At 59.9% G+C, this 19,190-nt stretch carries 20 protein-coding genes; 10 read left to right on the forward strand and 10 right to left on the reverse strand.

Annotated elements, in window-relative coordinates; all coding sequences use genetic code 11:
- Nucleotides 1-158 precede the first annotated feature (158 nt).
- Nucleotides 159-1,361: an NAD(P)/FAD-dependent oxidoreductase gene (locus C7534_RS00320; RefSeq protein ID WP_109784582.1), complete on the forward strand. Its 1,203-nt coding sequence runs from the start codon at nucleotides 159-161 to the stop codon at nucleotides 1,359-1,361.
- Nucleotides 1,362-1,421: 60 nt separating this feature from the next.
- On the opposite strand, the gene C7534_RS00325 is transcribed toward C7534_RS00320, so the two are convergent.
- From C7534_RS00325 to C7534_RS00335, 3 genes are all read right to left on the reverse strand, one after another.
- Nucleotides 1,422-1,853: a nuclear transport factor 2 family protein gene (locus C7534_RS00325; RefSeq protein ID WP_109784583.1), complete on the reverse strand. Its 432-nt coding sequence runs from the start codon at nucleotides 1,851-1,853 to the stop codon at nucleotides 1,422-1,424.
- A 116-nt stretch (nucleotides 1,854-1,969) separates the two neighbouring features.
- Nucleotides 1,970-2,221, reverse strand: coding sequence for a glutaredoxin 3 (gene grxC, locus C7534_RS00330; RefSeq protein ID WP_109784584.1), 252 nt, complete (start codon nucleotides 2,219-2,221; stop codon nucleotides 1,970-1,972).
- A 30-nt stretch (nucleotides 2,222-2,251) separates the two neighbouring features.
- The gene (locus tag C7534_RS00335) at nucleotides 2,252-2,770 is read right to left on the reverse strand and encodes a carboxymuconolactone decarboxylase family protein (protein WP_109784585.1); all 519 of its coding nucleotides are present in this window, start codon (nucleotides 2,768-2,770) and stop codon (nucleotides 2,252-2,254) included.
- Between the two features lie 135 nt (nucleotides 2,771-2,905).
- Between C7534_RS00335 and C7534_RS00340 the strand changes: the two genes are divergently transcribed.
- From C7534_RS00340 to C7534_RS00350, 3 genes are all read left to right on the forward strand, one after another.
- A complete protein-coding gene (locus C7534_RS00340; RefSeq protein ID WP_046027733.1) occupies nucleotides 2,906-3,736 on the forward strand; it encodes an AraC family transcriptional regulator in 831 nt (276 codons plus the stop codon).
- A 91-nt stretch (nucleotides 3,737-3,827) separates the two neighbouring features.
- Nucleotides 3,828-5,039, forward strand: coding sequence for a hypothetical protein (locus C7534_RS00345; protein ID WP_046027732.1), 1,212 nt, complete (start codon nucleotides 3,828-3,830; stop codon nucleotides 5,037-5,039).
- A gap of 36 nt (nucleotides 5,040-5,075) precedes the next feature.
- Nucleotides 5,076-5,714 carry a Vgb family protein gene (locus tag C7534_RS00350; protein WP_109784586.1) on the forward strand — a complete coding sequence of 213 codons (639 nt, stop codon included), beginning with the start codon at nucleotides 5,076-5,078 and terminating at the stop codon, nucleotides 5,712-5,714.
- On the opposite strand, the gene C7534_RS00355 is transcribed toward C7534_RS00350, so the two are convergent.
- Nucleotides 5,711-5,980 carry a hypothetical protein gene (locus C7534_RS00355; protein WP_046027728.1) on the reverse strand — a complete coding sequence of 90 codons (270 nt, stop codon included), beginning with the start codon at nucleotides 5,978-5,980 and terminating at the stop codon, nucleotides 5,711-5,713. The two genes, C7534_RS00350 and C7534_RS00355, sit on opposite strands and share 4 nt — an antisense overlap.
- 415 nt (nucleotides 5,981-6,395) lie before the next feature.
- On the opposite strand from C7534_RS00355, the gene C7534_RS00365 reads away from it, so the two are divergent.
- Complete coding sequence (locus C7534_RS00365) at nucleotides 6,396-7,478, forward strand: hypothetical protein (protein WP_109784587.1); 1,083 nt, start codon at nucleotides 6,396-6,398, stop codon at nucleotides 7,476-7,478.
- 2 nt (nucleotides 7,479-7,480) lie between these two features.
- On the forward strand, nucleotides 7,481-7,834 hold the full coding sequence (locus tag C7534_RS00370) for a DUF1428 domain-containing protein (protein ID WP_109784588.1): 354 nt from the start codon (nucleotides 7,481-7,483) through the stop codon (nucleotides 7,832-7,834).
- A gap of 14 nt (nucleotides 7,835-7,848) precedes the next feature.
- Here the strand turns inward: C7534_RS00370 and C7534_RS00375 are convergent, their stop codons facing one another.
- On the reverse strand, nucleotides 7,849-8,043 hold the full coding sequence (locus C7534_RS00375) for a hypothetical protein (RefSeq protein WP_046027717.1): 195 nt from the start codon (nucleotides 8,041-8,043) through the stop codon (nucleotides 7,849-7,851).
- A 61-nt stretch (nucleotides 8,044-8,104) separates the two neighbouring features.
- Here C7534_RS00375 and thpR point away from each other — a divergent pair, with 61 nt between their 5' ends.
- The gene (thpR, locus tag C7534_RS00380) at nucleotides 8,105-8,644 is read left to right on the forward strand and encodes an RNA 2',3'-cyclic phosphodiesterase (protein ID WP_109784589.1); all 540 of its coding nucleotides are present in this window, start codon (nucleotides 8,105-8,107) and stop codon (nucleotides 8,642-8,644) included.
- A gap of 265 nt (nucleotides 8,645-8,909) precedes the next feature.
- Here thpR and C7534_RS00385 read toward each other — a convergent pair whose 3' ends face one another.
- From C7534_RS00385 to C7534_RS00405, 5 genes are all read right to left on the reverse strand, one after another.
- Nucleotides 8,910-10,007: a polyamine ABC transporter substrate-binding protein gene (locus tag C7534_RS00385; RefSeq protein WP_109784590.1), complete on the reverse strand. Its 1,098-nt coding sequence runs from the start codon at nucleotides 10,005-10,007 to the stop codon at nucleotides 8,910-8,912.
- A 218-nt stretch (nucleotides 10,008-10,225) separates the two neighbouring features.
- On the reverse strand, nucleotides 10,226-11,110 hold the full coding sequence (locus tag C7534_RS00390; RefSeq protein ID WP_109784591.1) for an ABC transporter permease subunit: 885 nt from the start codon (nucleotides 11,108-11,110) through the stop codon (nucleotides 10,226-10,228).
- Nucleotides 11,107-11,988: an ABC transporter permease subunit gene (locus C7534_RS00395; protein ID WP_175649006.1), complete on the reverse strand. Its 882-nt coding sequence runs from the start codon at nucleotides 11,986-11,988 to the stop codon at nucleotides 11,107-11,109. The genes C7534_RS00390 and C7534_RS00395 overlap by 4 nt, the downstream gene beginning before the upstream one ends.
- A gap of 29 nt (nucleotides 11,989-12,017) precedes the next feature.
- Nucleotides 12,018-13,160 (reverse strand): polyamine ABC transporter ATP-binding protein, encoded by a 1,143-nt coding sequence (gene potA / locus C7534_RS00400; RefSeq protein WP_046027706.1) that lies wholly within the window; start codon nucleotides 13,158-13,160, stop codon nucleotides 12,018-12,020.
- A gap of 333 nt (nucleotides 13,161-13,493) precedes the next feature.
- Nucleotides 13,494-14,255 (reverse strand): gamma-glutamyl-gamma-aminobutyrate hydrolase family protein, encoded by a 762-nt coding sequence (locus tag C7534_RS00405; protein WP_109784593.1) that lies wholly within the window; start codon nucleotides 14,253-14,255, stop codon nucleotides 13,494-13,496.
- Nucleotides 14,256-14,539: 284 nt separating this feature from the next.
- Here C7534_RS00405 and C7534_RS00410 point away from each other — a divergent pair, with 284 nt between their 5' ends.
- From C7534_RS00410 to C7534_RS00420, 3 genes are all read left to right on the forward strand, one after another.
- A complete protein-coding gene (locus tag C7534_RS00410) occupies nucleotides 14,540-15,916 on the forward strand; it encodes a glutamine synthetase family protein (protein ID WP_046027704.1) in 1,377 nt (458 codons plus the stop codon).
- Between the two features lie 177 nt (nucleotides 15,917-16,093).
- Nucleotides 16,094-17,584 (forward strand): aldehyde dehydrogenase, encoded by a 1,491-nt coding sequence (locus C7534_RS00415; protein ID WP_109784594.1) that lies wholly within the window; start codon nucleotides 16,094-16,096, stop codon nucleotides 17,582-17,584.
- Nucleotides 17,585-17,641: 57 nt separating this feature from the next.
- Entirely contained in the window at nucleotides 17,642-18,940 is a 1,299-nt protein-coding gene (locus C7534_RS00420) for an NAD(P)/FAD-dependent oxidoreductase (RefSeq protein WP_109784595.1), read from the forward strand.
- The last annotated feature ends 250 nt before the right edge of the window (nucleotides 18,941-19,190 follow it).

The raw sequence follows: 19,190 nt of genomic DNA on the forward strand, positions 1-19,190 counted from the left end.
TCGATGGATGAGAGCTGTTGGCCGGATTGTCGAGGTATCAGGGCAGGTGATGGTAACGATCGATGGAAGGTCGTTGCGTGTTTTAACTCGGATCACTATAGTCGCCGTTGTCGGCTCAACAACGAGCAGAGTCTTTGGTCTTCCCCGGAGTTAAAACGATGAAACAGCACATTCTGGTAATCGGCGCAGGTTTCGGCGGCATGTGGACGGCGTTGAGCGCCACGCGCCTGTTTGACCTTCATGATCATGACGGCGTAGAGCTCACGGTACTGGCGCCTCAGGCCGAGCTGCGTGTGCGTCCGCGCTTCTACGAACCGAATGCTCATCAACTCGCCGCACCGATCGGTGAGCTGTTCGATGCCGTGGGTGTGAAGTTCATCAAGGGCTCCGCAGAGACCATCGATGTGCAGCAAAAACGTGTCGGTTACACCGATGTTTCGGGCACTGCGCAGACGTGCAGCTACGACAAACTCGTTCTGGCCACCGGCAGCCGCCTGGCCCTGCCGGACACCCCGGGTGTGGCCGAACATGCCTTTGATGTGGATCAGATCGAACAAGCCGTGCGTCTGGAAAACCACCTCAAATCCCTGGTCAACCTGCCTGCCAGTAAAAGCCGCAACACGGTCGTGGTGGCCGGTGGCGGTTTCACCGGGATTGAAACGGCGACCGAAATGCCGGCGCGTCTGCGGGCCATCCTCGGCGAGGCCGCGGACATCGAGGTGATCGTCGTCGACCGTGGCGAAAAGGTCGGTGCTTCGATGGGGGCTGAAATCAGCCATAAGATCGCTGAGGCAAGCACTGAGCTGGGCGTGAAATGGCGTTTGAAATCGTCGGTCGTTGCAGTCGACGAGAAGGGTGTGACCTTGGCCGATGGCCAGCGCATCGACGCCAAGACCGTGGTCTGGACCACCGGTGTGCGAGCCAGTTCGCTGACTGAGCAAATCCCCGCCGAACGTGATGCCATGGGCCGTCTGCACGTGGACAGCCATCTGAAAGTCATCGGCCAGGACGACATCTTTGCCACGGGGGATGTGGCGTACGCGGCCAGTGATGACATCGGTAATCATGCCTTGATGACCTGCCAGCACGCGATCTCGCTGGGGCGTCACGCAGGGAATAACGTGGCGGCGCAAATCCTGGGGGTGGACCCGACGCCGTACAGCCAGCCCAAGTACGTCACCTGCCTGGATCTGGGGGCCTGGGGCGCGGTGTACACCGAGGGTTGGGATCGTCAGGTCAAACTGGTCAAGCAGGAAGCCAAAGACCTCAAAACTCAAATCAATACGGTCTGGATCTACCCGCCGGCAGCTGACCGTGTCACCGCATTGGCAGCCGCGGACCCGATGATCCCGGTAGCTTGATTCGATAACGCTGCGTGAATAAAAAATCCCGCTCAAGTGACCTTGAGCGGGATTTTTGTTTTAGATACGGAAAGCCTGGCGGCCAACCAGCAGCCATTGGCCGCTTTTCTTTTGCCAGATCTGGAAGTTCTCGATTTCGGTCGGGACCACTTCGGTGCCTTTGAGGGCTTGCGCCGAGAAATGATTGCGCACCAGCGCGACATCGCCGGAGACGCTGATGGTCTGGTTTTGCATTTCCAGGGTTTTGAACGCGCTTTTGCCCGTTTCGATATCAGCGATGAAGTCGGTCTTGTCCTGAACCTTGCCGCTGGAATGCCCATAGGTCAGGTTCTCGGCGGTCAGCGCTTTAAGCTCGGTGATGTTCTTGTGCAACATGGCTTGGGTCAGATGGTCGACAGCGCTGGCGACCTCTTTCTCGCCGGAGGCGGGGGCGGCCGCTACGTAGCCACTGAAGAGGCATAAAAAACCGACCAGCAGTTTGACGTTCTTCATAGGTGTTTCCTTGTTGTTATGGGAATGGGTGACTCGTCGGTCATCGTACAACCTATGAAGAATTAAGAAAATACCGGCACGACCTGTATTTCAGGCCGCGCCGGGCGTCGTGCATTTCAGGCCAGCATCGACAGTAAACCGCCCTGACGATCCAGTTTGGCCAGGTCATCGAAACCGCCGACATGGGTGTCACCGATGAAAATCTGCGGCACGCTGCGACGACCGCTGCGGTCGAGCATCTCCTGGAATTTGCCGGGATCAACCTGAACGTTTATCTCCTGCGCGGTGACGCCTTTGCTGCTCAGCAGCGCCTTGGCGTTACGGCAATAGGGGCAGGTGTCGGTGGTGTAGATCGTCACGTTGTTCATTGTCAGTACTCCTGAAATCAAGCGCCGGGTTCAAGCCTCGATGGCGGGGAAGTCGATATCGGTCAGGGCGAGGTTGTTGAGGTAGTTGGTCAGCGTCTGCGAGGCCACATGGGCAATCACTTCAATGATCTTGGCGTCGTTGATGCCGGCGGTACGTGCTGCGTCGATTTGTTCGAGGCTCAGGTGGCCACGGCTTTCGGTGATTTGTTGGGCGAGCGTGGCGAAGGCATTCAGTTGGCCGTGCCGGGCGCTGAGGATGTCCTGCGCCGACAGTCCGGCTTTACCGGCAAACAAGGTATGCGCCGCCAGGCAGTAATCGCAGCCGTTGACCTGCGAGGTGGCCAGGAAAATGGCTTCTTTTTCCGTCGCACTCAGGGATGTTTTACCCAGCGCCACGCCTTGTTGCAGGTAGGCCGCCAATACAGCAGGGGCATGGGCCAGGGTTTTGAAGACATTGGGCAAAAAGCCGATTTTTTTCTGCACGCCTTCCAGCAGCGTGCGGGTGGTTTCAGTGGCGTGTTCGAGGCTCAGGGCGGTGATGCGGCTCATGGTGTTGCTCCGTCGATTCAAGCGCGGTGTGCGCTGGGTACGGGGTCTATGCTATGCAACGGCGGTGGCGTTTAGGGTGCAAATCGTAGAGGATATGCAACAGATCGTCCAAACCTGTCCCCCGGGAGTCGTTCCATGGATCGCTTGTCCACCTTGCTCACCCACTTCGGCGTCAGCGCCGGGAGCTTCTTCAGTGGGCGTTTTTGCGACGCCGTGGTCTTTGATGGTGAGCAGTCAACGGGGCACATCCACCTGCTGCAGGCGGGCGAATTGACGCTGAAGTTGGCCGATGAACCGGACCGTTTGCTGACCGAGCCCACGCTGATATTTTTCCCGCGACCTTATCGTCATCGCTTGTTCGCCAGCGAAGCGTCGGGCACGCAACTGGTGTGCGCTTCGCTGGATTTCGACGGCGGCGCCGGTAATGCCCTGGCGACCGCGTTGCCTGACTATCTGCTACTGCCACTGGGCAGCGTTCCGACGATGGCCAGCACGCTGGACTGGTTGTTCAACGAAGCGTTCGGCGACACCTGCGGCCGTGAAGCGATGATGGATCGACTGTTCGAATTGCTGGTGATTCAGTTGCTGCGCCACCTGTTGTCCAGTCGCGATCAGCGTCCGGGCATGATGGCCGGCCTCGCGGATGCACGGCTGGCGCGGGCCATGAACTTGATGCATGACGCGCCTGAAAAGCCTTGGACCGTCGCCCAATTATCGGCGGTGGCCAACATGTCGCGCGCCAGTTTTGCCGAACACTTTCGGCTGGTGGTCGGGCAGACGCCGGTCGACTATCTGGTGAGCTGGCGCATCAGCCTGGCGCAGAAGCGCTTGCGCCAAGGTAAGTCGATTGCACTGATCGCCGATGAAGTCGGCTACGAAAGCCCCTCGGCCCTGGCCCGGGCCTTTCGCCGAAAAACCGGCATCAGCCCGCGTGAATGGGTGCAAGAAGGCAAGCGCGCGCGATAACGCTCGTGGGGTGACGGGCTGTTTGAGGTTCGTGAGATAGACTGATCAGCGGACATCGAACGATGGGAGTGTCGAACGTGGCGCCATTCAAATGGACTCGTTAATCACCGCTGCTGCCCGAGCGCTGGCAGCGGGTGATCCGCTCGGTGCTTTGAACCGGGTGGCCTTGCGCGATGATGCACCGGCGCTGGCACTGCGCGGCATCGCCATGGCCCAGCTCGGCGATCTGGAACGGGCGAAGGCGTTGGTCAAACGGGCGGCGCGTGCATTTGGTGCGAAAGAGCCCATGGCCCGGGCGCGGTGCGTGGTGGCTGAGGCCGAAATTGCGCTGGCGGCGCGCGATTTGAGCTGGCCGGTAAAGGCCCTCGACGCGGCACGGGCGACGCTGGAAGCCCATGGGGATTGGGTGAATGCGGCACATGCGCGGTATCTGGAGATCCGCCGGTTGTTGCTGATCGGGCACCTCGATCAGGTCGAGCAATTACTCGTCCGTCTCGACCCCGCGCCGTTGCCGCCGGCCCTGCGTGCCGCACATGAACTGGTGGTGGCCGGCATTGCGATGCGTCGGCTGGAGATCAAAAAGGCCCGGTCTGCGCTGCAAAGGGCTGAACACTTTGCCGCCGAAGCCGCTATCCCCGCACTGACGGGCGAAGTCGAAAGCGCCGCTCACGTCATGAACGCCCCCGCAGCCCGGTTGATCAGCCGTGGCGAAACACGACCACTGATGCTGGATGAAGTCGAAACGCTGTTCGCTTCAACCTCGCTGGTGGTCGACGCGTGTCGCTACACGGTGCGCGGCGCCGGCATGTCCGTCTCGCTGGGCAGTCGCCCGGTGTTGTTCGCCCTCGCACGGGTGTTGGCTGAAGCCTGGCCGGCCGATGTCAGCCGCGAAGTGCTTATCGCCCACGCCTTTCGCTTGAAACTCAGTGATGAATCCCACCGTGCGCGCTTGCGCGTGGAGATCGGACGGCTGCGGGCGGCGCTTCGACCGTTGGCCGACGTCACTGCGACGAAGCGCGGGTTTGCACTGGTGGCGCCCGACGTCGTGGTGCTGGCGCGACCGGTCGAGGAGCAGCACGCGGCGCTCCTGGCTTTTCTGGCAGACGGTGAATCGTGGTCGAGTTCGGCCTTGGCGATGGCGCTTGGCACCAGTCAGCGTAGCGTGCAGCGGGCGCTTGATTCGCTGGCAGTCGCCAGCAAAGTGCAGGCGTTCGGTCGCGGCAAGGCGCGTCGCTGGATGACGCCACCGATGCCGGGATTCGCGACGACTTTGTTACTCACCGCTTTGTTGCCGGGTGATTAGGATCCACTCCACACACCCAGTGAAGAGGATGTACCCATGAAACGTTCATCAGCTGAAATCATCCGCGAATACGGACCTTTTCCCGACGTAAAAAGCGTGCACGGCGTCTCGTTTGACGGCCGGCACGTTTGGTTCGCTTCCGGAGACAAGCTCAACGTCTTTGACCCGGACAGTGACAAGCCGCTGCGTTCGCTCGACATAACCGCAGACGCGGGAACCGCCTTCGACGGCAAGCATTTGTTCCAGATTGCCGGGGAACACATCAACAAAATCGATCCAAAAAGCGGCCGCGTGCTCGCGACAATTCCGGCGCCCGGCGGCGGTACCGACTCGGGATTGACCTGGGCAGAAGGAACGCTGTGGGTCGGTCAGTACCGGGCGCGCAAGATCCATCAAATCGACCCCGAGACCGGGAAAATCCTGCGCACCATCGAGTCCAACCGTTTCGTCACCGGCGTGACCTGGGTGGACGGCCAAATGTGGCACGGCACCTGGGAGGAGGAAGAAAGTGAATTGCGGCGAATTGACCCGATCACCGGCAAAGTCCTGGAGGCTATCGAAATGCCGTCAGGCGTGGGGGTGTCAGGGCTTGAATCGGATGGTGGCGAGCGGTTTTTCTGCGGCGGTGGCAACAGCGGCAAAGTCAGGGCCGTTCGCCGGCCCGTGTCTTCCTAGAACGTAAACTGACGCGACGAGCGGGATGTGCTCTGGGCCAGTTCGATCTCCAGCAGATGTTCAGCCAGCACGTCATTGAGAAAGCGGAACTGATCGTTGAGGCCGACCACTTCGTTGCTGAAGTGGTTGGCTGCTGCCGGTATCAGCAACGCCTCGTAGTGTTTGTCGAACACTAATGACAGCGCTTTGCGCGACACAGATTCCTGTGCGTAGTAGTTGCTGCCGAACACCGGGAAGCTCACTGCCAAAGTAACGGAGTGGATCATGATGCTTGCTCCTCGGTCTGGCCGATGTCCAGGATGAAACGGGAAAAAAGTGTCAGCGTAACGGCCGTCAGGGTCAGGCAGGTCAGGAGATGGATCAACATGATGTGCCCCTCCGATGCGGGGTTTGCGTTGTGATGGGGTGATCGTGCGCCTGACGGTTTTATTGCGGAAGGCATTCGTCGCGATGGTGAATATCGACGGCAATGATGGTGTTCTCTGGGGCCCCATCGCGGGCAAGCCCGGCTCCCACAAATCTGTGAGCACCGCTGAACCTGTAGGAGCCGAGCTTGCTCGCGATGGGGCCCTCAAATCCGCCTTCGATCCAAAGCGAACAAACACCGGCACCTATACTCAAATAAATAGGCCTCTGAGTACCGGGCATTCTGCCCAAGGGCGATTGTAGGAAACCGCGATCTTGAACCTGCGTTCGCTGATCGTCGCCGTATTGGTGGTGTTGGCGGGATGCGCCACGCCTGAGCGTGCCCCGGTGGTGGCGCCGGTTGTGGTGGTGTCCGAGAGCACATGGCGACAGGTGGATCGCGAAATCGTCGTGGCGTCGCAATCAGCCACCGAGCAGACCCGAATCTATGCGCGCGGCGCCATGGATTATTGGCGAACACGGGTTTACCAACTCACCGAAGAGAACTTCATCCCCTGGTTCAGCAGTTACTGGACCCAGGAATGGCTGTCGATGAAAGTCAGCTGGTACACCATCAGCGCCAAGGGCGAGCAGGACGCCTCGGCCAAGCGCCTGGCGGGCTATTTGCTGGAACAATACCAACAACGCGTACTGGCGCCGGTCGCGGTGGAGATTGATCCCGATGCGATTCTCGGCCTGGCCACCGCGTTCTACGTCGATATTCTTCAGGAAGCGCTGCAGAAAACCTCCCAGCGTCACGGCATACCGATGGCCCAACTCAACGGCCGAATCCAGAAAATCCCCGCCATCGCCCTCGGGCCGCCGCCGGCGCGCAATGCCTCGCTGTATCAAGTCGTACACACGGCGCCGCTGGACAGCTTGCCGGCCTATGCAGCGCTGATCGACAAGATCCACAAGGCGGGTGGCGACAAGGGCGTGGGCTCGACCGACACCGCCATGGCGCCCGTGGCCAAGCGCGCCAGTCAGCGCATGGAGGCCGAAATGGCCCCTCGCGGTGCGGCCAGCGCCGTGGCGGCAGCAGCCGGGAAACTCGCGGGCGGGTTGATTACCGTTGGTGTGGCCGGGATTCGCGCGCTGATTCAGGCCGCCGACCGTCCTGACAGCGAAGCGCTGATTCGCAGCAGCCTGGGCAACACGTTCGATAAGGCCTGGATGCAGTTGGTGAAAAATCCGACGACCGGCGTGATGGCGGGGACTTTGTACATAGCGGGGCAGGTCGAGGGCAATTTGGCGGCGAGCGCCGAACCGCCGGTCGGCCAGGATCCGGCCACTGTCGAATGGACTCCGAGCCAGTCGACTAACCAGCAGATCGACCCTCAACCCCCCGCAGGAGAATGACCATGTCTTATGTCGATGGCTGTGTGATTGCTGTACCGACCGCCAACCGCGAGCAATTCAAGAAGCACGCCGAAATCACCAGCGCGATTTTCAAGGAGAACGGCGCCTTGAGCATTGTTGAATGTTGGGGTGACGACGTGCCGGACGGCAAAGTGACCTCGTTTCCGATGGCGGTAAAACTCAGGGAAGACGAAACCGTGGTGTTTTCCTGGATCATCTGGCCAGACAAGTCGACCCGCAATGCCGGCATGCAGAAAATGATGGCCGACCCGCGCATGCAACCGGACGTCAATTCAATGCCGTTCGATGGTCAGCGCATGATCTTCGGCGGCTTCAACATCATCTATCAGTCCTGACGCGAACCGTCGGATCACTCCGCGCTCGGGGTGATCCGGCAACTCTTGCGATTACGGATCTCGTTATCCGTCGGCCGCTCCCTGACGAACTCGAAACGCGGCTCACCTTCGCTATAGTGAACCAGCCAGCCCCATTCCAGCTCGGATTCATCCTGCCCCGGTTGTGGCGGCATTGCCCACCATGGCTCTTTGCTGATGATCTCCCGCATGGCCCCCTCCCGTTGTTTTCGGTTGGTTCAACTATAACGTGCATGTCAGGAGGTGCCAGGCATGAGCGACGAATTCCGTGAACCGTTCAAGCGGCTGTTTTTCGCGCTGAGCTGCCCGCCAGAGCAACGCCGGGCCATCGCGCAGTGGCGCAACGCCCTGCAACTGCGCAGCGGGCGCCCGGTGCCGGCGGACAACTTTCACCTGACGCTGCTGTTTTTGGGCGCGGTCGGTGTGGCGCAGATCGGCGAGATCTGCACAGCTGCCGCAAAGGTGCGCGTGCCGGGAGAGCCGTTGCGGCTGCTGCTTGATCGACTGGATGTCTGGCGCAGGGCCGGGGTGTTGGTGCTCGCACCCGAGCAGGCGCCGCCTGAGCTTTTGCGCTTGGTCTATGCGCTGGAGCAGGCAATGTTGCCGTTTGGGTTTGAGGATGCGCCGAAGGAGTTTCGCCCGCATTTGACGTTGATGCGCGACTATCGGATGCCTGTGCCCGAGTCTGCCGCTGCGCCTGAATTTTTCCTGCGTGCTGATCGATTCGTGCTGTTTGAATCGCATAAGGGGCGTTATCGGGCGTTGGCCGAATGGCCGCTCGTTCCTGCATAAAAAAAGGCGCCCGAGGAGGGCGCCTGAATTCACCTAAACCGAGGAAGCCAGGTGAGGCCGTTCTGCTTCAATAGCGTGCAGCGGTGGTAAGGCGCTGCGGGAACGGAAAACTGTAAAGCTGATGATCGTTCCCACGCTCCGCGTGGAAATGCAGCCCGGGGCAAGCCCGGCTCCCACAGGGTTGGCGTCGTAGACAAATCTGTGTTCCAGCACGGAACCTTGTGGGAGCCGGGCTTGCCCGCGATGGCTATCTCAAATTCAGCGATTATTTGCCGAGCTTCACCTTGGTCCAGCCACGGGTCATGATCCGCTGGATGGCAATCGGCTGGTCGGGAATGGCATACAGTGTCGCCATCACCGCTTCCGGCGGATAGGAGCCCGGTTCGTTGCGGATCGCTTCATCCACCAACGGCGTGGCGGCCGAGTTGGCGTTGCTGTAGCCGATGTTGTTGGTGATGTCGGCAATCACGTCCGGACGCATCAGGAAGTTCATGAACAGGTAGGCGTTCTCAACGTTGGCGGCATCACGCGGCATGGCGACCATGTCGTAGAAACTGCCAGCGCCTTCTTTCGGGATGCTGTAGTTGATCTTCACCTTGTCGCCAGCTTCCTCGGCGCGGGCCTTGGCCTGCAGCACGTCGCCGGAGTAACCGACGGCCACGCAGATGTTGCCGTTGGCCAGGTCCGAGATGTACTTCGAGGAATGGAAGTACGCCACCGATGGGCGAATTTTCATGAACAGCGCTTCGGCCTCCGCGATGTGCGCCTTGTCCTGATCGTTCACCGGGTAACCCAGGTAGTGCAGGGCGGCCGGGATCATCTCGGTCGGCGAATCGAGGAAGCTGATGCCGCAGGCTTTCAGTTTTTCAGCGTTTTCCGGTTTGAACAGCAAGTCCCAGGAGTTGGTCGGGGCGTTGGCGCCGAGCACTTCCTTGACCTTGGCCGGGTTGAAGCCGATACCGATCGAGCCCCACATGTACGGGAAGGCATGACTGTTGTCGGGGTCGCTGGCGGCGGCGTTTTTCAGCAGCACCGGGTTGAGGTTTTTCCAGTTTGGCAGCTTCGATTTGTCGAGCGTCTGGTACACCCCGGCCTTGATCTGCTTGGCCAGAAAACTGTTGGACGGCACGACGAGGTCGTAGCCGGATTTGCCCGCGAGCAGGCGTGCTTCAAGGGTTTCATTGCTGTCGAACACATCGTAGGTCACGCGGATGCCAGTCTCGTCTTCGAACTTCTTGACGGTGTCCGGGGCGATGTAGTCCGACCAGTTGTAGACGCGCAGTACCTTGTCATTGGCCTGGGCGCCGGTAGCCATTGCGCCCAATAAGGACAGTGTCAGCAGAGTCCTGCCAAGCATTTTCATCGGTACAACTCCATTTCTTTTTTATTCAAATACGCAAAACAGTTGCAGTCATGGCACACCCCTTGTAGCAGCTGGCGAAGCCTGCGTTCGGCTGCGAAGCAGTCGTGAGTTCAGACACTGCGGTTCTATCAGGAAGATTGAATTCACAGGTTTTACGACTACTTCGTAGCCGAACGCAGGCTTCGCCAGCTGCTACAAAGTGTGGGTGCAGCAGACCCTTAGGCCACTGCTCCAGCCATTTGCTTTTCAGGTTGTTGCCAGGATTCGCTGGCGGTCTGGTCCATCGCTTCCTGGATCGCACGCTTACGGGTGGCTTCGGCGCGGCGGCTGAAGTACCAGACCATGAAAGTCACGATCGAGACGGCCAACAGGATCAAACTGGCTACGGCGTTGATCTCGGGTTTCACGCCCAGACGTACCGCCGAGAACACTTCCATCGGCAAGGTCGTCGAACCCGGCCCGGAGACGAAGCTCGCCAATACCAGGTCATCCAGCGACAGGGCAAACGACATCATGCCGCCGGCTGCCAACGAGGGCGCGATCATCGGAATGGTGATCAGGAAAAACACCTTTAATGGCTTGGCACCGAGGTCCATGGCCGCTTCTTCGATGGACAGGTCCAGCTCGCGCAAGCGGGCGGAGACTACCACCGCGACATAAGCGGCACAAAACGTGGTGTGCGCGATCCAGATGGTGACGATGCCGCGTTCCTGCGGCCAACCGATCAACTGCGCCATGGCCACGAACAGCAGCAACAACGACAGACCGGTGATCACTTCCGGCATCACCAGCGGCGCCGTTACCAGGCCGCCGAACAGCGTGCGGCCCTTGAAGCGGGTCACGCGGGTCAGCACAAACGCCGCCAGCGTGCCCAGCGCCACCGCCGCAATCGCGGTGTAGCAGGCGATTTCCAGCGAGCGCACCACCGAGCCCATCAGTTGCGTGTTGTCCAGCAAACCGGCGTACCACTTGAACGACCAGCCACCCCACACCGTCACCAGTTTGGAGGCGTTGAACGAGTAGATCACCAGAATCAGCATCGGCAGGTAGATAAACGACAGGCCGAAAATCAGCATGAACTTTGAAAATCCGAAGCGTTTCATCCCCGACTCTCCATCTCTTTGGCCTGGCTACGGTTGAACAGCAGAATCGGCACAATCAGGATCAGCAACATCACCACCGCCAGGGCAGACGCCACCGGCCAATCGCGGTTGTTGAAGAACTCTTGCCACAGCACGCGACCGATCATCAGGGTTTCCGGGCCGCCCAGCAGTTCCGGAATCACGAACTCACCGACCACCGGAATGAACACCAGCATGCAACCGGCGATGATGCCGTTCTTGGCCAGCGGCACGGTGATTTTCCAGAAACTGTTGAAGGTGCTCGAGCCCAGGTCCGACGCTGCTTCCAGCAAGCTCTGATCGTGTTTGACCAGGTTGGCGTACAGCGGCAGGATCATGAACGGCAGATACGCATACACCACACCGATGTAGACGGCGGTGTTGGTGTTGAGGATCTCGATCGGGTGCGACGTCAGGCCGGTCCACATCAGAAACGCGTTGAGCAAACCGTTGTTGCTGAGGATGCCCATCCACGCATAAACGCGGATCAGGATCGCTGTCCAGGTCGGCATCATGATCAGCAGCATCAGGACGTTTTGCGCTTCCTTGCTGGCCTTGGTGATCGCGTAGGCCATCGGGAAACCGAGGACCAGGCACATCAGCGTGCTGAAAAACGCGACCTTCAACGAACCGAGGTAAGCCGAGAGGTACAGCTCATCGTCGGTCAGCAGCAGGTAGTTGCCAACGTTCAAGAACAGCTGGAATTTCTGTTCGGCGTAGGTGTAGATCTCGGAGTAAGGAGGAATGGCCAGCGCCGCTTCCGAGAAGCTGATCTTCATCACCAGGAAGAACGGCAACAGGAAAAACAGGCACAGCCACAAGAATGGAATCCCGATGACGAGCTTTCGACCACTCGGCATCAGCCGCATAAACCGCTGATTGAGTGTTCTCATGAGCGCAGTACCACGCCGCTGTCGTCTTCCCACCACACGTAGACCTTGTCGTCCCAGGTCGGACGCGCGCCACGGCGTTCGGCGTTGGCCATGAACGACTGGACGATCTTGCCGCCAGGCAGCTCCACGTAAAACACCGAGTGACCGCCGAGGTAGGCGATGTCGTGGACCTTGCCTTGCGACCAGTTGTAGCGAGTGTCCGGCTTGATCGTGCTGACCAGCATTTTTTCCGGGCGGATGGCGTAGGTGATCGACTTGTCCTGCACCGAGGTGCTGACGCCGTGGCCAACGTAAATCTTGTTTTCAAGGTCCGGACTGTGAATGATCGCGTGACCTTCAAGGTCTTCTACAACCGTGCCATCGAAGGCGTTCACGTTGCCGATGAACTCGCAGACCATGCGGCTGACCGGTGCTTCATAGATGTCGACCGGGCTGCCGATTTGCGCAATCCAGCCCAGGTGCATGATCGCGATGCGCTCGGCCATGGTCATGGCCTCTTCCTGGTCGTGGGTCACCATCACGCACGTCACGCCGACGCGCTCGATGATTTCAACCAGCTCAAGTTGCATCTGCGAACGCAGCTTTTTATCCAGTGCGCCCATTGGCTCGTCGAGCAGCAACAGCTTCGGTCGCTTGGCCAGCGAGCGCGCCAGTGCCACACGCTGACGTTGACCACCGGACAGTTGATGCGGTTTGCGCTTGGCGTACTGGGTCATGTGCACCAGTCGCAGCATTTCTTCAACGCGGGCGTCGATTTCGCTGGCGGGCAAACGGTCCTGCTTGAGGCCGAAGGCGATGTTCTGGGCCACGGTCATGTGCGGGAACAAGGCGTAGGACTGGAACATCATGTTGATCGGCCGCTCGTACGGCGGCATGTCGGTGATGTCGACACCGTCAAGCATGATCCGGCCTTCGGTGGGACGTTCGAAACCGGCGAGCATGCGCAGCAGCGTCGATTTACCCGAGCCGGAGCCGCCGAGCAGGGCGAAGATTTCGCCTTGATGAATCTCCAGCGAAACATCGTCCACTGCGATGGTTTCGTCGAACTTCTTGGTGACGCGGTCGACTTTCACCAACACCTTTTTCGGTGCCTGGTGACCTTCAAGAGCCTTCCTGTAAATGCTGGAGGCGTTTGCCATGTGAAACTCCCAACAGGTTTCAGTCGTCGGGCCAACGCGGCCTGACTTAATAGTGGATTGCTAGCCTGAGCCGGGTACGGTCCCTGTAGGAGCCGAGCTTGCTCGCGATGAGGCCCCGGCAGCCGACATCAATGTTGAATGTTCGGTCGCCATCGCGAGCAAGCTCGGCTCCTACAGGGTTACCCGTTCCGGCTGGGCTTATTCGGCGCCGCCGTCCTGGCTGCCTGGTAGTACTTGTTGTTATCGCAGTGTGTTGCTGTCGCGAGGGACGGGCGCGCAAGGGCACGCCCGACTGGCTCGCGGGGGCAGTAAATAGATGTTCAATGTTTTAAGTCAGCGGTTTTTACGCAGCGCGGCCCGTCGCCGGCACGCATCGCCGAACGCCTGGAAAATACTCAGGTAGGGCGGGTTCGACAGCACCTGCCATTCCGGATGCCACTGCACGCCGACGGCAAAGGTCGGGCTGTGCTCCACCGAAATCGCCTCGATCAAACCGTCCGGCGCAATCGCTTCGGCACGCAGGCCGGGCGCCAGTCGGTCGATGCCTTGGCTGTGAATCGAATTGACCATGAACCCGGCCGGCAACTCCAGCGCCTCGAACACGCCACCCGGTTGCACGGTGACCGCATGCGCCGGTGCGTATTGCACCGCCAGCTCCGGGCTGTCCGCCTCGCGGTGATCGAGCATGCCGGGCACCTCGTGGACCTTCTGGTGCAGGCTGCCACCAAACGCCACGTTCATTTCCTGGAAGCCCCGGCAGATGCCGAGCACCGGCACGCCAGCCGCAATGGCCGCACGCAATAAAGGAAGGGTTGTGGCGTCCCGCGCCGGATCGTGATCCGTGCCGGGAGCGCTGGCCGGGCCTTGATAGTGGAAAGGCTCCACATTCGAGGGCGAGCCGGTCAGCAACAGACCGTCGAGATGTGCGAGCACATCCTCGATTTCAGTCAGTTCGCCTAAGGAAGGAATGACCACAGGCAGCCCCAAAGCCGCGACGCTGACAGCACGCAAGTACTTGTCGCCGCTGATGTGGTAGGGGTGCAGGCCAATCTGTTTGACGCACGCAGTAACGCCGATCAATGGCTTGAATGCCATTTTTATCACCTCGAAGTTTCACACTTGAACGAGCTTTTCCGGAGCTTAGCCTTGTTGATTTTAATTAACAACTCTCATGTAAAAAATTCTAAACGCCGTACGTCCGAACCTCAGCGTTTACACGGTGTGCAAGACTCATTTAGGACTCTCGTGCCCAAAAAAGGCCCGAAAATAAAGGTTGAAAGGCCAAGTGTTCGCTATTGACTTCACTTTGCCGTTCGGGTTGACTGGGCTCGTGAAAGGGTAGTGAACATAATAATTAACAGCTAAAAAATAGGTGCATCATGTCGGTCCCTCTGCGTGCCGTTCAACTCAACGAAGCAAACGCATTCCTTAAGAAATATCCTGAGGTTTTGTACGTCGACCTTCTGATTGCGGATATGAACGGTGTGGTGCGCGGCAAGCGCATCGAGCGCACCAGTCTTCATAAGGTCTACGAAAAAGGCATTAACCTGCCGGCGTCCCTGTTTGCTCTGGACATCAACGGTTCTACGGTGGAAAGCACCGGCCTGGGTCTGGACATCGGCGACTCTGACCGAATCTGTTTCCCCATTCCTGGCACCCTCAGCATCGAGCCTTGGCAGAAGCGCCCGACCGCGCAACTGTTGATGACCATGCATGAACTGGAAGGCGAGCCGTTCTTCGCCGACCCGCGTGAAGTGTTGGCCAATATCGTGCGCAAGTTCGACGACATGGGCCTGACCATCTGCGCTGCGTTCGAACTCGAGTTCTATCTGATCGACCAGGACAACGTGAACGGCCGTCCGCAATCGCCGCGCTCACCGGTGTCCGGCAAGCGTCCGGTGTCGACCCAGGTGTACCTGATCGACGACCTCGACGAATACGTCGACTGCCTGCAAGACATCCTCGAAGGCGCGAAAGAGCAGGGCATCCCTGCTGACGCCATCGTCAAGGAAAGCGCCCCGGCGCAGTTCGAAGTGAACCTGCATCACGTCAACGACCCGATCAAAGCCTGCGACTACGCGGTGTTGCTCAAGCGTCTGGTGAAGAACATCGCCTACGACCACGAGATGGACACCACGTTTATGGCCAAGCCGTATCCGGGTCAGGCAGGCAACGGTCTGCACGTGCACATTTCGATTCTCGACAAAGAAGGCAACAACATCTTTGCCAGCGAGGATCCCGAGCAGAACGCCGCGCTGCGACACGCGATCGGCGGTGTGCTCGAGACCCTGCCGGCGCAGATGGCGTTCCTCTGCCCGAACGTCAACTCGTACCGTCGTTTCGGCGCGCAGTTCTACGTGCCGAACTCCCCGAGCTGGGGCATCGACAACCGTACCGTAGCAGTGCGTGTGCCAACCGGTTCGCCGGACTCGGTACGCATCGAGCATCGTGTTGCGGGTGCCGACGCCAACCCGTACCTGTTGATGGCCTCGGTTTTGGCGGGTATTCACCACGGCCTGACCAACCAGATCGAACCGGGCGCACCGGTAGAAGGCAACAGCTACGAGCAAAACGAGCAGAGTCTGCCGAACAACCTGCGCGATGCCCTGCGCGAGCTGGACGACAGCGAAGTCATGGCCAAATACATCGACCCGCTGTACATCGACGTGTTCGTGGCGTGCAAGGAAAGCGAGCTGGCCGAGTTCGAGAACTCCATCTCCGACCTTGAGTACAACTGGTACTTGCACACCGTCTGATGGACTTGAGCGGTGGGTTAATTACCTTCGATTTTAATGGTGATTTCCCGCCGTACCCTCCTTGTAGGAGCCGAGCTTGCTCGCGATAGCGGCGGCACATTCAACATCAATGTCGCCTGATGCGCCGCTATCGCGAGCAAGCTCGGCTCCTACACTCCTCTACGTCGAGTCACAACCATGACAAACACTCGCAGCGACTGGGAGCAACGCTTCCAGTCCCTAACCATTGAAAGCCGTGCGTTCATCGACGGCCAATACGCCCCGGCACTCAGCGGCGATACCTTTGAATGCACGAGTCCGGTCGACGGTCGCTTCCTGGCCAACGTCGCCAGCACCGACGAAGCCGACGCCAATGCGGCCGTCGCCGTCGCGCGCCGCACGTTCGAATCCGGCATCTGGGCCAACCTCGCCCCGGCCGAGCGCAAGCGCATCCTGATTCGTTTCGCCGACCTGATCCTGGCCAACCAGGAAGAACTCGCCCTGCTCGAAACCCTCGACATGGGCAAGCCGATCAACGACTCGATGAACATCGACATCCCGGCGACCGCCAACGCGATCCGCTGGAGCGCCGAAGCCATCGACAAGATCTACGACGAAGTCGCCGCCACCCCGCACGATCAACTGGGCCTCATCACCCGTGAACCGGCGGGTGTGGTCGCGGCCATCGTGCCGTGGAATTTCCCGTTGATCATGGCCAGCTGGAAGTTCGCCCCGGCCCTGGCGGCTGGCAACTCGTTCATCCTCAAGCCTTCGGAAAAGTCTCCGCTGACTGCGATCCGCATCGCTCAGCTCGCGCTGGACGCCGGCATCCCGAAAGGCGTGTTCAACGTGCTGCCGGGCTTCGGTCACACCGTCGGCAAGGCACTGGCGTTGCACATGGACGTCGACGTGCTGGCCTTCACTGGCTCGACCGCGATTGCCAAGCAACTGATGATCTACGCCGGGCAAAGCAACATGAAACGCGTGTGGCTCGAAGCCGGGGGCAAGAGCCCGAACGTGGTGTTCGCCGACGCGCCGGACCTGCGCGCGGCAGCCCAAGCGGCGGCCGGTGCGATTGCCTTCAACCAGGGCGAAGTCTGCACCGCCGGCTCGCGCTTGCTGGTCGAGCGTTCGATCCGCGAGCAGTTCATTCCGCTGCTGGTGGAAGCCTTGCAAGCCTGGAAACCGGGCCATGCACTGGACCCTGAAACCACCGTCGGTGCGGTCGTCGATCAGCGTCAATTGGACAACGTCTTGCGTTACATCCAGGTCGGCAAAGACCAGGGCGCGCAATTGATCGCGGGTGGCAGCCGCACCCTCGAAAGCACCGGCGGCCTGTACGTGGAACCGGCGATTTTCGACGGCGTGACCAACGCCATGACCATCGCCCGTGAAGAAATTTTCGGCCCGGTGCTGTCGCTGATCACCTTCGACACCGCTGAAGAAGCCCTGGCCATCGCCAACGACAGCATCTTCGGCCTGGCCGCCGGCGTCTGGACCAGCAACCTGAGCAAGGCTCACACCTTCGCTCGCGGCTTGCGTGCCGGCAGCGTCTGGGTCAACCAATACGACGGCGGCGACATGACCGCGCCGTTCGGCGGGTACAAGCAGTCGGGTAACGGTCGGGACAAATCGCTGCACGCGTTCGACAAGTACACCGAACTCAAAGCGACCTGGATCAAGCTCTAACACCTATAAAAAAAGCGACGGTCGCCGGCACGCTGCCGGCGGCCATCGGAGAAAGCTATGAAACAAGATTCTGCGAAACAAACACATGTAAACAGCTACTACGCCGCCACTCGCAACTTCAAGGGCGACTTCCCGGTATTGGAAGGTGCGGTGGACTGCGACGTCTGCATCATCGGCGCAGGCTACACCGGTTTGTCCTCGGCGCTGTTCCTCGCCGAAGCCGGCTACAGCGTCACCGTACTGGAAGCCGCCAAAGTCGGTTTCGGCGCCAGCGGTCGCAACGGCGGTCAACTGGTCAACTCTTATAGCCGCGACGTCGATGTCATCGAAGAGCGCTACGGCGACAAGACGGCTGAAATCCTTGGCAGCATGATTTTCGAAGGCGCCGACATCATCCGTCAGCGCATACAACACTACGACATCCAGTGCGACTACCGTCCGGGCGGCATCTTCGCCGCGATGAACAAGAAGCAACTCAATGGCCTGGCCGAGCAGAAGAAGAGCTGGGAGCGCTACGGCAACAAGAACCTGAAAATGCTCGACAAGGCCGACATCAAGCGCGAAGTCGGGTCCGACGCCTACGTCGGCGGCCTGCTGGACATGCAGGGCGGCCACATTCACCCGCTGAACCTGGCCCTCGGCGAAGCGTCGGCCATCATCGGCCGGGGCGGCAAAATCTACGAACAATCGGCGGCGGTGGAAATCACCTACGGCGAACCGATCACCGTGCGCACCGCCAAAGGCGTGGTGAAGGCCAAGTACCTGCTGATCGCCGGTAACGCCTACCTGCCGCAAGGCCTCGACAACCGCGTGACCAGCAAAAGCATGCCGTGCGGCTCGCAAATCGTCGTCACCGAACCGTTGTCGGAGCAGCAAGCGCGCAGCCTGATCAAAAACAATTACTGCGTCGAAGACTGCAACTACCTGCTCGACTACTACCGCCTCACCGCCGACAACCGTCTGCTGTACGGTGGCGGCGTGGTCTACGGCGCGCGCGAACCGGATGACATCGAACAACTGATCAAGCCGAAAATCCTCAAGACCTTCCCGCAATTGAAGGACGTGAAGATCGACTACCGTTGGACCGGCAACTTCCTGCTGACCATGTCACGCATGCCGCAATTCGGCCGCATCGAGAAAAACGCCTACTACATGCAAGGCTACAGCGGCCACGGCGTCACCTGCTCGCACCTGGCCGGCAAACTGATCTCGGAAATGATCCGCGGCGACGCCGAACGCTTCGATGCGTTCGCTTCGCTGCCACACATGCCAATGATCGGCGGCCGCACCTTCTCGGCCCCATTGACCGCCCTCGGTGCCGTGTACTACTCGCTGCGCGACCGTTTCGGCATCTAAACCCGCCGCAATCCCTGTAGGAGCCGAGCTTGCTCGCGATGGCGGTGTGTCAGTCACATCGACGGAGGCTGATACACCGCCATCGCGAGCAAGCTCGGCTCCTACAGGAGATCTATGGCATACACAAAATTTGTACACGACCAGAACCAAACTGTGAGAGCGTGCCTGCTCGCGAAGAGGCCATATCAGCCAGCATCGATATCGCCTGACACACCACTACCCTGTAGGAGCCGAGCTTGCTCGCGATGAG

Origin of the sequence: Pseudomonas sp. OV226 (assembly GCF_003148705.1) — a bacterium.
Lineage (GTDB): Bacteria > Pseudomonadota > Gammaproteobacteria > Pseudomonadales > Pseudomonadaceae > Aquipseudomonas.